Annotated in this window: 11 protein-coding genes; 9 read left to right on the top strand and 2 right to left on the bottom strand. The window is 57.3% G+C overall.

What is annotated here, in order from left to right; genetic code table 11:
* Window positions 1-12: 12 nt before the first annotated feature.
* On the top strand, window positions 13-447 hold the full coding sequence (locus tag N902_RS16385) for an ATP-binding protein (RefSeq protein WP_084287766.1): 435 nt from the start codon (window positions 13-15) through the stop codon (window positions 445-447).
* A 358-nt stretch (window positions 448-805) separates the two neighbouring features.
* On the opposite strand, the gene N902_RS16380 is transcribed toward N902_RS16385, so the two are convergent.
* Window positions 806-1072, bottom strand: a complete 267-nt coding sequence (locus N902_RS16380) for a hypothetical protein (protein WP_051564289.1) — start codon at window positions 1070-1072, stop codon at window positions 806-808.
* Complete coding sequence (locus N902_RS0104525; protein ID WP_027369972.1) at window positions 1038-2666, bottom strand: chorismate mutase; 1629 nt, start codon at window positions 2664-2666, stop codon at window positions 1038-1040. Before N902_RS0104525 ends, N902_RS16380 begins: the two co-directional genes overlap by 35 nt.
* A gap of 536 nt (window positions 2667-3202) precedes the next feature.
* On the opposite strand from N902_RS0104525, the gene sat reads away from it, so the two are divergent.
* The 8 genes from sat to N902_RS0104485 all read left to right on the top strand — a co-directional run bounded on the left by sat (window position 3203) and on the right by N902_RS0104485 (window position 13278).
* The gene (gene sat, locus N902_RS0104520; RefSeq protein WP_027369971.1) at window positions 3203-4456 is read left to right on the top strand and encodes a sulfate adenylyltransferase; all 1254 of its coding nucleotides are present in this window, start codon (window positions 3203-3205) and stop codon (window positions 4454-4456) included.
* 29 nt (window positions 4457-4485) lie between these two features.
* On the top strand, window positions 4486-4785 hold the full coding sequence (locus tag N902_RS0104515) for a DUF6955 family protein (protein ID WP_027369970.1): 300 nt from the start codon (window positions 4486-4488) through the stop codon (window positions 4783-4785).
* Window positions 4786-4977: 192 nt separating this feature from the next.
* On the top strand, window positions 4978-5481 hold the full coding sequence (aprB, locus tag N902_RS0104510; protein ID WP_027369969.1) for an adenylyl-sulfate reductase subunit beta: 504 nt from the start codon (window positions 4978-4980) through the stop codon (window positions 5479-5481).
* Window positions 5482-5557: 76 nt separating this feature from the next.
* Window positions 5558-7555: an adenylyl-sulfate reductase subunit alpha gene (aprA, locus tag N902_RS0104505; protein WP_027369968.1), complete on the top strand. Its 1998-nt coding sequence runs from the start codon at window positions 5558-5560 to the stop codon at window positions 7553-7555.
* Between the two features lie 272 nt (window positions 7556-7827).
* Window positions 7828-9066, top strand: a complete 1239-nt coding sequence (locus tag N902_RS0104500) for a CoB--CoM heterodisulfide reductase iron-sulfur subunit A family protein (RefSeq protein WP_027369967.1) — start codon at window positions 7828-7830, stop codon at window positions 9064-9066.
* 3 nt (window positions 9067-9069) lie between these two features.
* Window positions 9070-11376, top strand: a complete 2307-nt coding sequence (locus N902_RS0104495) for a hydrogenase iron-sulfur subunit (RefSeq protein WP_027369966.1) — start codon at window positions 9070-9072, stop codon at window positions 11374-11376.
* An 11-nt stretch (window positions 11377-11387) separates the two neighbouring features.
* Window positions 11388-12602, top strand: a complete 1215-nt coding sequence (gene qmoC / locus N902_RS0104490; RefSeq protein WP_027369965.1) for a quinone-interacting membrane-bound oxidoreductase complex subunit QmoC — start codon at window positions 11388-11390, stop codon at window positions 12600-12602.
* A gap of 13 nt (window positions 12603-12615) precedes the next feature.
* On the top strand, window positions 12616-13278 hold the full coding sequence (locus tag N902_RS0104485; RefSeq protein ID WP_027369964.1) for a hypothetical protein: 663 nt from the start codon (window positions 12616-12618) through the stop codon (window positions 13276-13278).
* The last annotated feature ends 39 nt before the right edge of the window (window positions 13279-13317 follow it).

The following is a 13317-nucleotide window of genomic DNA, read 5'->3' as shown; positions in this document are numbered from 1 at the left end:
TGGGATGCGACAATGCCATCATATCTGCGAAATCCGGACATAACGATGGAGATCAAGGCCGACCTCCTGTACCTCCCGGCCATAGGTCACTTCTGCAAGGCAATTTTTTCCCGCCATCCCTGCCTGCAGGGCCGGGAGGACCAGCTGGCCTACAACCTGGAGCTCATTGTCTACGAAGCGTGCTCCAACGTCATCCGTCATGCCTACCCGAGCCACGAGGATGGGCTGCTCAAATTCAAACTGCTTTTCCAGGACACAAAGATTGTCCTGCAGGTCATAGATTTTGGCCCCGGGTTCGATCCTTCCAGCATCCCCACCCCGGACGTGACCAACCCCAAAGAGACCGGGATGGGTCTGTTCATCATCCGCAAGACAGTCGACATCCTGGATTACGGCTTCTCCGACCGGGAGGGTGGCAACGTGATGCACATGGAAAAACACCTCTAAATAAGAGGGCAGAGGTCAGACATCAGCGATCAGAGCTCTGCCCTCTGCTCTCTGACTTCTGTCCTCTGACGTCTGACGTCTGACCTCTATCTTCTGTCCTCTGCTATTTGCTCACCCCCAAGAGGGCGAATGATTATTCGCCCCTACACTCGATCCGTCGGGTCCAGGACGTAATCCCGTCAGGCATTCCGTCTTCCACCGATCACCCTTCCGGGGTGGAGGTCCCTCAGGGCCGCAATCCGACCACTGTCCACTGTTCTCTGCCTACTGAACTCTGACGTCTGATCTCTGACCTCTGTCTTCTGTCTTCTGTCCTCTGACGTCTGACGTCTGATCTCTGTCTTCTGTCTTCTGTCCCCTAAACCTGCCCCCATTCCCGGGCCAAAAGATACCTGTTCTTTTTGGCCCGGCACAAATCCATCTCCACCTGCAGACGCAGCTTCTCCTGCTGAGCAGCAAATATCTTCTGGGCAAAATACATTCCCTGCCCTGGATCTTCCGCACTGCGCAGGCTTTGGATCTTCTCTTCGCACTCGTCCTTCTCCCGGCCCAGACGCTCCATGGCGGCTTCCACCTCAGCCAGGTCCTGATCAGTCGACAATTCTCCGTCGCCGTTTGGGGCCATGACCGCTCTCCTCTTTTTTGTCCTCCCCGGCCAGGGACTTGGCTCTGGGCCGGGGCAGGTTTTTATACAGGGTCCAGAACTGCGGCCAGAGGCTGGTGAGCACGCCAGGGTTCTTGATGCTCACCTTGGCCCCGGCCAGGGCCATCAAGGCCAGTCCCAGACTCCAGCAGGCATTGGGCGCTGTCACTGCCAAATCTTCCCTCTGGCGCCCCCTGGCCGGGCGAATCCGCAATTCCTGATCCGTTATTTGCTCCGACTCCATTCCCAGGCTGGCGAGGATATGCGCGGCAAAATCCATGTCCTGTCCCGAGCTCAGGCCCAGGATGCTTTCCTGTCCACCGGCCAGGGCCAGGGCCAAAGCCAGGGGAATAAGCCGCGGACTCTGCCGGCAGCTCAACCGCAGATCAGCCTTTGGCATCCCCCCGCTTTTGCTTTCAATCCCTCCCTCCCGGACATCCACGTCCAGCCCGGCCTGAGAGCTGAGCTCCAGAAAGGCGTCCCGTTCCGGACCGGCCTGAGGGAATGTGCCGTGCAGCAGAACCCGCCCTCCGCAAAAGGCCGGCATGGCCAGAACATATCCGGCCAGCACAGGATCCAGGCCCACCTCCGGCTGTTGGGGCATGGTCAGCTCGCTCCCGGAAAAGATCAGTTCTTTGCCATCTTGCTCCCACACCGCCCCGAGCTGGGACCAGATGGGGATAAGGTGGTGTTTGCCCCTGAACTGCTCTAAATCTGCATTCAGCACCAGCCGAAACTCCCCGTTTGCACGAGCCCATACCGGAGCCAGGAGTAAAAGGGCCAGGACAAACTCATCCGGAGCTTCTTCCGGAACCCGGACTTTGGAAGGGACCTGTCCACTGGCCTCCACCCGGATGGGCACCCCGTCGCTGCCTGGGACCAGAAACACCTGACGGGCCCCGAATTCAGCCAGTACATCGGTGAGGAACCCCATGGACTCAGATTTGAGCCTCGCCCCTCCATTGAATCGGCAGACGGCTGGACTGGTCAGGCTCAGCCCCAGGAGGAGATAAAAGTTCAAGGGGTCCTGACCAACGAAAATCGAGGAGTGATCGAACTGCGGACAGACCGTTCCGGAGCTCGCACCCTCCTGATCCCAGCTCATTCCCGCCCCGGCTTGATTGCAGGCCTTGATCAGCTCTATGAGGTCATCGTTGAGCACAGCTCCGGGGATACGCACGTCCCGCCCCAGAACCGCGCCCATGATCAGCCACAGCCGGGTCTTCACAGTATCCACCGGTCCGGGCAGGTCAATATCCACAGCCTCCAGTCTGGGGTGCAGAGCCATGACCCAGTCTTCCCGTCGCTCAGCCTGCTCATAGGCCAAACTGTTCACCAGATTAAAGGTCCTGCGCAAAATGCGCTCGTTCAAACCATGTTCCTCAAGCCCCTGGCGCCACAGGCTCCACAGCTTTTTTTCCTTTTCCGGATCAACGTAGGATTTATCGTTTCCCTTTCGTTCCCTGGCATCTCGGGCCAGAAGCTGGGAGCGTTCAGCCAGGAGTTGAATTAATTTTTTATCTATACTATGCAGTCGGGAAGATCGGGATTGGAGAGTGTTCTGTCCACGCTTCATGCTCTGCGCTCCATTTGCGAATTGCCAGCCCTTGTTCCTTCTGGCCGGTGGTTGTGTGCACCGCGGCCTTGTCTACGGCACCAAACGACGTCAAACCATAAATCATGCCTCCCCGCCGGGCAAGGCATCTTTTTCGGTCGCCGAATCACATTTTTGCACCTTGACTTTTGTCTATTTTTTCACAATAAGAAGGGGCATCGTGCATGCGCCCTTATTCACAAGCCAGCTTCCCCAAGGACACATTCTCGACGAGCCTTGCATGCCACTACATGATCCCAGCCACCTGAACAGCATGAATCCGGCGTCCAATGTACATTTTTTTACTTTTGCCCCCCCTTTCGCTTGACAGGGGCAACCCCACTTGTTATTTTTTGCACAAGCACAGCGGCAAAAGGGCGGTCACGGCTTTCTCTCAATATTTAAAACCAGTTGCCGAATCGATCGAGGGGTTCTTAATCTGCACCGCAGCTTAAGATGTTTATAGATTGTTGTCTCTGCCGTAATGGCTTGCAACGTCAACAGAAAGGAGACGGTATATGGCTGAAATAGGACACGGCGGAAAAGAAATCAAAGAACGTATCTTGCAGCCGGCCGAAGCCCAAGACAAGATCAAGGGCTTAACCGAAATTCCTCTTCGCCGCCAGCTGGCCAATGAGGTGATCGGCATCTCGTATGGCTTTTTCAGCCCTCTGGAAGGGTTCATGAACAAGGCCGATGTTGACGCGGTGGTCAACAAGATGACCCTGGCCGACGGGACCATCTGGCCCATTCCGATCCTCTTTGACCTCCCGGACAAAGAAGTGGCCGATTATGGGGTGGCTCCGGGAAAAAGCGTTGTTTTGACCTACCAGGGCAATCCCATGGCCTTGTTCGAGATCGATGAGGTCTTTGAGTACGACAAGCAAGCCATGTGCAAGTCGATCTTTGGAACCGATGAGGCTAAGCATCCTGGATGCAAACGCATCTACGAGACCTCCGACAAGTTCGTGGGCGGCAAGATCACCCTGGTCAAGGAACCCACAATCAACGAGCCCTTCGGCCCCTATTTCCTTCCTCCGCTCAAGATGCGCCAAGTGTTCAAGGAAAAAGGCTGGAGCCGGACGGTTGCCCATCAGACCAGAAACGTCCCCCACACCGGACACGAATGGCTGATGAAGGGCGCCTTCTTCCAGACCTATGCCGACCTGCCCATCGAAAAGCCGGAAGTCGGAGTGGTGGTCAACGCAATTATTGGAGAAAAACGGGTCAAGGACTATATTGACGAAGCCATCATCCTTTGCCAGGATGAGCTGGAAAAATCAGGGTATTTTGGGCCTCATAACCACCTGACAACCCTTACGTTCTGGGATATGCGCTATGCCGGCCCCAAGGAAGCTATCTTCCACGCTATCCTGCGCACCAACCTGGGCATCACCCATCATATGTACGGTCGGGACCACGCCGGTGTCGGCGATTACTACGGCGCATATGAAGCCCATCACCTCCTGGACAGCGTTCGGGACAAGCTGGACATTACGCCGGTCTATTCCATGAACTGGCTGTACTGCCCGGTCTGCGCCGAGATCACCAGTGAAGGGCTGTGCAACCACAAGGACAAGCAGCAGAAGTTCAGCGGGACCCTGATCCGCAGTATTGTGACCGACGGCGTCAAGCCTCCCCGTCTGATTATCCGTCCCGAGGTCTTCGACCGGATTATGGAGTGCGCGGAAAAATACGGCCAGGGCTCCCCCTTCGTAACTGAGGAATACCTGGAAAAACGCACCCCGGTCTTCAATATCGAACCCCTGTAGTCGGACACTTTTGAGGAGGTCATACAATTATGTCTGCTGCCAAGAATCCCATTTACGTCTGGGTCAACGAAGAACGCTACGATCAATTGCAGAAGGCCGGACTGGCTCACCATACGGAAGAACGCTTGGCCGGTCTGAAGGTCCTGGTGGTCTACGCCACGGATGAAGAAGCCAAGGTCCTGGTGGACAAGTACGGAGCAAAGCACGACACATCCACCACCGGAAGCATCGAGCTGCTCCCGGCCAAAGTGAAGAACAAGCTGTTCGACAAAGTGGTTGAAAAGCAAAGCCTGGAAGTGGTCACCGACGCATTGAAGGAACTGCAGTAAACGATTCTCCCGGAAATCACGCGTGATTTTTAATGCTAAATCACGCGTGATCCTAATTGATAAATCACGGATGATTCCCGGCTTGTCCAGCCATGCTGCAAGGAAGCAGAGGACCGTCTCTGCTTGTCCACATACATGATACAACGTCATCAAGGGTTTTAACACTCAAACACAGTCTGTAAGGAGGTCGCGATGCCAAGTTATGTGAACCCTGAAAAATGCGACGGATGCAAAGGCGGAGAAAAAACTGCATGCATGTACGTCTGCCCTCACGATCTGATGATCCTGGATGAAAAAGAGATGAAGGCCTACAATCAGGAACCCTACGAATGCTGGGAATGCTACTCCTGCATCAAGATCTGCCCTCAGGGCGCGATCACTGCCCGTCCCTATGCCGACTTTGCGCCCATGGGCGGCACCAGCATCCCGCTGCGCAGTGCTGAAGACATCATGTGGACCATTCAGTTCCGCAGCGGCGAAGTCAAGCGCTTCAAGTTCCCCATCCGGACCACTCCGGAGGGTTCCATCGACCCCTTCGGCGGCAAGCCCGAACCCGGTGACCTCGAAGACAACCTGTTCTACACCGAGACTGAGCTGAAGCAGCCCAAGGAAGTCCTGAACAAGAAGTTCGAATGCTCGGACATGGACAGCACCCAGTGCTGGCTGGACACCCAGTGTTCCGGCGGCAACCGGTAGGTATGACGGGATCCCAGGATACAGTATCCAGGGAACTGAGCACTCAGCAATTTGACATTTGAATAAGGAGAGTCATATGCCTCAACTTCCAACGAAAGATGCAACCAAAGGTCTGCCTTTGGCTGAACCGGAAGTCGTCGAGATCGAAACCGACGCCTTGATCGTCGGTGGTGGTATGGGTTCCTGCGGCGCGGCTGTGGAAGCCGTCCGCTGGGGAGACAAGAACGGAGTCAAGGTCCTGCTGGTGGACAAGGCGGCCCTGGAACGTTCCGGCGCTGTCGCTCCGGGCCTGTCCGCCATCAACACCTACCTGGGCAACAATGAGCCGGATGACTATGTCCGCATGGTCCGCACCGACCTGATGGGCATTGTCCGGGAAGACCTGATCTTCGACCTGGGCCGGCACGTGGATGATTCCGTGCACCTGTTTGAAGAATGGGGCCTGCCCATCTGGGTCAAAAAGGACGGCAAGAACTACGACGGCGCCAAGGCCAAGGAAGAAGGTCTCAAGGTCCGGGAAGGGGCCGAGGTTGTCCGCTCCGGCCGCTGGCAGTGCATGATCAACGGTGAATCCTACAAGGTCATCGTGGCTGAAGCCGCCAAGAACGCCCTGGGCGAAGAGCGCTACCTGGAACGCATTTTCGTGGTCAAGCTGCTCCTGGACGCCAATGAGCCCAACCGGGTGGCCGGCGCGGTCGGCTTTTCCGTGCGCGAGAACAAAGTCTATATCTTCAAGGCCAAGGGCATGATCGTGGCCTGCGGCGGAGCAGTCAACGTCTACCGCCCCCGCTCCGTGGGCGAAGGAATGGGCCGGGCCTGGTATCCGGTCTGGAACGCGGGTTCCACCTATGCCATGTGCGCACAGGTCGGCGCGGAAATGACCATGATGGAAAACCGCTTCGTCCCCGCCCGGTTCAAGGACGGGTACGGACCGGTCGGCGCTTGGTTCCTGCTGTTTAAGGCCAAGGCGACAAACTCCAAGGGCGAAGACTACACCCAGACCAATGCGTCCATGCTCAAGCCCTACCAGGACCGGGGATACGCCACCGGCGCGGTCATTCCCACCTGCCTGCGCAACCATATGATGATGCGCGAGATCCGGGACGGACGCGGCCCGATCTTCATGGACACGGCCACCGCCCTGCAGACCACCTTCAAGGAACTGTCCAAGGCCGAGCAGAAGCATCTGGAATCTGAAGCCTGGGAAGACTTCCTGGATATGTGCCCCGGCCAGGCCAACCTGTGGGCGGCCATGAACGTCAAGCCCGAAGAAAAGGGCTCCGAGATCATGCCCACCGAGCCGTATCTCTTGGGCTCTCACTCCGGCTGCTGCGGCATCTGGGTCTCCGGACCGAACGAAGACTGGGTCCCGGACGACTACAAGATCAAGGCCGACAACGGCAAGGTCTACAACCGGATGACCACGGTCAACGGCCTGTTCACCTGCGCTGACGGCGTGGGCGCTTCCGGGCACAAGTTTTCCTCCGGATCCCATGCCGAAGGCCGGATCGCCGGCAAGCAGCTCGTCCGCTGGTGCGTGGACCACAAGGACTACAAGCCGGCCCTGAAGCAGAGCAGCGACGATCTGAAGAAGGAAATCTATCAGCCCTGGTACACCTACCTGGAAGCCAAGGACGAGTCCACGGATCCCACCGTGAACCCCAAGTACATCACTGCCAGGAACTTCATGCAGCGGCTGATCAAGCACACCGACGAATACGGCGGCGGGTGCTCCACCATGTACAACACCTCCGAGGCCATGCTCCAGGCCGGCTTCCACCTCCTGGACATGCTGGAGGAAGACTCCAAGAAGCTGGGCGCCAGGGACCTGCACGAACTCCTGCGCTGCTGGGAGCAGTTCCATCGCCTGTGGACTGTCCGCCTGCACATGCAGCACATTGAGTTCCGCAAGGAAAGCCGCTACCCCGGCTTCTACTACCGCACAGACTTCATGGGCATCGACGACTCCAAGTGGAGATGCTTCGTCAACTCCAAGTATGATCCGGAAAAGGGCGAGACCAACCTGTTCAAGCGCCCCTACATCCAGGTCATTCCTGATCCCATGAGCCCGTAGGCGCTCCATCTGAAGGGCCGCAGGCGCAAGGCGCCTGCGGCCCTGTTTGGATTTGGAAAATGGTCTGAGTTCAAGCAAGAATATCCTCTTGTTTCACCTCAGGCCGTTTTCGTTGGGGTAAGCGGGCAATGGGCGCAGACCTCGCGTGTGCCTTCACCTGCACCCCCACCGTCTCACAAGTCACCGCGCATCACGTGCGGCGCTTTTCGTCATATATCTTACGTTCCAAAATCGCTACGAGTCTCAAGCCGCTAGATTGAGGGAGGAACCACATGTCACAAAGCATACTCGTCATTGGGGGGGGCTTTAGCGGGATTACAGCCGCCCTGGAAGCCGCCGAGGTCGGCCATGAGGTCTATCTCGTGGAAAAAAGTCCTTTTCTGGGCGGCAGGGTGATGCAGCTCAACAAGTATTTCCCCAAGCTCTGTCCGCCTTCCTGCGGGCTGGAAATCCAATTCCAGCGGATAAAAAAGAATCCCAAGGTCAAATGCTTCACACTGGCTGAAGTGGTCTCGGTCAGCGGACAGGCCGGCAACTACGAGGTCTCGGTTCGGATCAAGCCCAGATATACTGCGCCCAGCAGCGCGAACCTGCAGGCCCTGGCCGACAGCCTGAGCCAGAACATCCCCAACCAGTTCGAGTTCGGCTTGAGCACGCGGAAGGCCTTGTATATGGACGTCCCCTTTGCCTATCCTCAGCGCTATGTTCTCGATCCCGAGCACATTGACGAGGAGGACAGACAAAAGCTGTCCGAAAACGATTTCATAGATCTCAATGAGCAGGACAAGAGCATCACCTTAAACGTGGGCAGCATCATCATCGCCACGGGCTGGAAGCCCTACGATGTGACCAAGCTGACCAATCTGGGGGCCGGAGAGATCCAGAACTGCATCAACAACATGCAGATGGAACGGCTGGCCGCTCCCTCCGGACCGACTCAGGGCCAGATTCTTCGCCCCTCTGACGGACGGCCTCCGCGCAAGGTGGCCTTTGTCCAGTGCGCGGGATCCAGGGACGAGAACCACCTCTCATTTTGTTCCTATATCTGCTGTATGGCATCGCTCAAGCAGGCCAAGTATCTCCGCGATCAGTATCCGGATGCGGAAGCGACCATTTTCTATATCGATCTGCGCACCCCCGGACGGTACGACAACTTCGCGCAAGACGTACTGAGCGATCCTTTGGTCAAAACTGTCAAAGGCAAGGTGGCCGAGGTTGAAGAGGACATTACGGACGGATCGGTATGGGTGACCGCAGAAGACGCACTGACCGGGAACAAGATGCAGGAGTGCTTCGACCTGGTGGTTCTGGCCACCGGCATGCAGCCCAGCCTTGCCGGACAACCCCTGCCTCTGAATGCTGAGGTGGATGAGGAAGGCTTTGTGTTCAGCGCTGAATCCAACGGCATCTTTGCTGCCGGGTGCGCGGCTGAGCCCCTGGATGTCATGAAGTCGGCCCAGTCTGCGACCAGCGCGGCGATGAAAGCCATTCAAACGGTGAGAGGGAGGTAACACATGGCCGAGAAAATCGGTGTCTACTTTGATAAGGCGAATATCGGTCCGCTTTTGGACTGTGAGGCCCTGGCGGAGAAGGTCAAGAACAAATGGGGCAACGGGGTTCCCGTGGTCAAGGTGGAGCCCTTTCTGGCCAGCCAGGAGGGACACAAGGCGATCAAGTCGGACATAGATGCCGGAGAGATCGATGGAGTCTGCATTTGCGGCTCCTCCCCCCGGGTCGATTTCGAGTTCTTTGATTTCGGGCCGTCCATCCCGGTTGACCGGGTCAATCTGCGGGAGCAGGTGGTCTGGGCCTACAAGAATCCTGACGGCAGCCGTCCGGACCCGAGCCAGGGGACCCCGGAGCTGCTCATGGATATGGCAGTGGACTATGTGAACATGGGCGTGTCCAAGCTGCAAAAGACCGATGTCCCGGAGCCGGAGGTCCTGGAAACCACCAAGACCATCCTGGTCCTGGGCGGAGGCTGGACCGGCCTGAATGCCGCCTTGAGCTCGGCCCAGGCCGGCTACGATGTCGTTCTGGTCGAAAAGGAGAAGCAGCTCGGCGGCTACGCAGCCAAGATGTACAAGACCTTCCCCCTGTCCTATCCCTTTACCCGGGCCCAGGATACGGGAATCGAGGCCAAGATCGAGGCGGTCCAGAATCACGACAGGATCACGGTGTACACAGACACCACCCTTGAGGAACTGAGCGGACAGCCCGGGCAGTACACCGCCACCCTGAAAAGCGGGAAGAAGGAGACCCAGGAGCAGGTCGGGTCCATGGTCGTGGCCACCGGGTGGCAGGCCCAGGACACCAAGTACCTCAAGCCCCTGGGCTATGGATCGAGCCCCAATGTGGTTACGGCCATGGAACTGGAAGAAATGGCCAAGAACGGATCCATAACCCGGCCCAGCGACGGCAAGACCCCGCAACGGGTGGTCTTTGTTCTGGCCTACAGCACATTGCTCCAGAATATCGCCCGTGAAGAGGAAGAAGAGAAAAAACGCCTGGAGGAGGAAAAGGCTGCCCAGGCCGAGCAGAGCGGTGAAGAGCCGGTCATTGAAGAGGTCTTTGTCAAGACCGAAAACTACAAGCACATGAACTACACCTCGGAGATAACTTCCCTGACCGCACTGAAGCAGGCCGGATATATCCGGGAGTTCCTGCCCAAATCCGCGGCCTATATCATCTATGAGCACATGATGATCCCAGGGATCAACGAGCTGTACTACAAGGCCGCCCAGGATGATCCCGGAATCATGCTGACCAAGGGCGAGGTGAGCTCCATCCAGCCCGGAAGCAACGACAACCTCATGGTCCGGGCCGAGCATACCCTGCTGGGCGAGAGCATAGAAATCGAGGCCGATCTGGTGGTGGTGCCCACCGGCCTGGTCCCGACAACCGCCCTGGATCCGGTCATTCAGCTCGCCTACCGCCAGGGGCAGGCCTTTCCCGACCTGGATCTCTTCGACGGGTTTGCCGATTCCAACTACATCTGCTTTCCCTATGAGACCAGGCGGACCGGAGTCTATACCGCAGGTGCCGTGCACCAGCCGATGACCCTGTCCAAGTCCATAGTCGACGCTCAAGGCGCGGCCCTCAAGGCCATTCAATGCCTGGAGTCCGTGAATCGGGGCATGGCCGTGCATCCCCGGTCCGGCGACCTGACCTACCCCAAATTCAATTTTGTCCGTTGCACCCAATGCAAGCGGTGCACTGAAGAATGCCCCTTCGGGGCCCTGGATGATGACGAGAAGGGAACCCCCAAACCGAACACTGCCCGTTGCCGGCGGTGCGGAACATGTATGGGCGCCTGCCCGGAACGGGTCATTTCCTTCGACAACTACAGCGTCGGCCAGATCGGGTCCATGATCACCCAGATCAAGGTCCCGGACGAAATGGATGAGGGAGGCCCTCGAATCCTGGTCCTGGCATGCGAAAACGACGCCTACCCGGCCCTGGACATGGCTGCTCAGCAGGGCCATACCTGGAGCCCGTATGTTCGGATCATCCCGGTTCGTTGCCTGGGATCGGTGAACACCATCTGGATTGCCGACGCTATGGGCAAGGGCAATGACGGATGCCTGCTCTTGGGCTGTAAATACGGCGACGACTATCAGTGCCACTTCATGAAGGGATCCGAGCTGTGCAATCGACGAATGACCAACATCGGCGAGACGCTTGACCGCCTGGGCGTGGAGCTGGAACGGGTCCGGCAGGAGGAAGTGGCCATTGACGACTACCACCGGGTCCCCAAACTCATTGACTCCTTTGTGGACGAGATTTTCAAACTGGGACCGAACCCATTTAAGGGATACTAGGAGGAGGATATATGTCCGAGGTGCTGCGCATCCAACCCGATCTCGAGTTCGTGAAAGAGCTCCAAGCTGCAGGTGGACAGGACCTGAAGAAGTGCTATCAGTGTGCCACGTGCAGTGTGGTCTGCCCTTTGTCGCCCATGGACAGCTCCTTCCCGCGCAAGGAAATGATCTGGGCCCAGTGGGGACTGAAAGACAAGCTGGTCAACGACATGGATATGTGGCTGTGCCACAAGTGCGGACAATGCACTGAGATGTGTCCGCGGGGAGCCAAACCCGGAGAGCTGATGGCCGCCCTGCGCAACATGGCCTACCGTAATCTGGTCGGGCCGTCGTTTTTGGGCAAATGGATGAGCTCAGCCCGCCATCTGCCCAAGCTGATCGCCATCCCAGCCATCATCTATCTCATCGTCTGGATCATCACCGGAAGCATTCAGGGCAGTGCGTTTCCGGTCAATGAACACGGGGAGATCGTCTATGGGATGATATTTCCCGGAGACTTCACCATTGATCCCATCTTCGGCCTGGCAGCAGTCTTTGTCTTGTACAGCTTCTATGCCGGAATCAGAAACCTGTTCTCGGCCTTTGCCTCCCAGCCCAAGACCTTTGTTGTGGGCTACAGGCCGCCCAAGAACATGTGGGTCAGCCTGTGGCGGGTGATCAAGGATGAAGTCGTGACCCACAAGAAATGGAAGGACTGCGGGGATACTGAGTCCGACCAGGTCAAGTTCAAGGGTCATCTGGTCCTCTTCTATGCCTTTGTCGCCCTGTTCATTGTCACCAGTGTGGTGGCCCTGACCCACTGGGGAGGCAAGATATTGCCCCTGCTGCACATGGAGTATCCCATGCCCCTGTGGAATCCGGTCAAGATCCTGGGCAATCTTGGAGCCATTGCCATGGTCGTCGGCCTAGTCTACCTCACCCGCCGGCGGCTGACGGATACGGACAAGGACAGCTCTTCCTATTATGATTGGTATCTGATCGGCGTCCTCTGGGCCGTTGCCATCAGCGGGATCTTGAGCGAAGTATTCCGGCTACTCGGGGTGCCTGGTCTGGCCTACCCCGTCTATTATATCCACCTCATCTCGGTCTTCATGCTTATCGCCTATCTGCCGTGGTCCAAGCTCGGACATCTGGTCTACAGGGTGGCAGCCTTGACCTATGCTCGGCGGATAGGTCGGATCTCCACTGAAGTCGAGAGCGGTCAGAACAAACTTTTGGTCTTATAACAAGGAGGCTGTCATGGCTGATGCACGCAAGGTCTTTCCCATGCAAACATTCGTATCCTTTTTGCGGGCCCCGGCCGGGACCTACAAACAGGATGTTATAGAGCTGCTTCAATTCGTGACCCAGCAGGATGTGGACAAGGAGCTGGCCCCATTTGCCTCGGCTCTGACCAAGGCCTGGATCTATGAGCAGCACCCGGAACTGAGCCGGCTGAAGAAGGAAGAGGTCACCGAGCTGGGAGACAATGTCTCCATCATGAGCCTGCCCACGGATGCCCAGGAAGAGGCGGATACGGTTTTTGCCAAGCTCAAGGAGTATCGGCAGACCCTCAAGGAACAAAAAGACAAACTTGCAGAATATGAAGGCATTCTGGAAGAAAACAAAAAGAAGATTGCCGCTTTGGAAAGCAAGGTTTCCGACTATGAAGCCCAGATGAAGAATGAGGGCGAGAAGCAGATCATGGCTTCAGCCTCCAAGGTGGACGACTATCTGAAAAAAGTCGACGATCTGCTGGCCAAGATCGATGAGGTCAAAAAGCACGGCGTGGTCACTGTTTCCGGCGAAGGCGGGGCGGCAGCGGCCCCGGAAGCCGGTGCGGCAGGCGGCGGTGCAGCAGAGCCGGAACCTGATTTCGGATTTGGCGGAAGCGCGGCGGGCGACGACGAATTCGGCTTCTAAGCACGTGCAGCCAATCAAGCTCAAAAAGCCGCGGATGTC

The organism is Desulfovermiculus halophilus DSM 18834, assembly GCF_000620765.1.
GTDB lineage: Bacteria > Desulfobacterota > Desulfovibrionia > Desulfovibrionales > Desulfothermaceae > Desulfovermiculus > Desulfovermiculus halophilus.
Note: the sequence above shows the minus strand (reverse complement) of the source record. Positions and strands in the feature narration are given on the sequence as shown.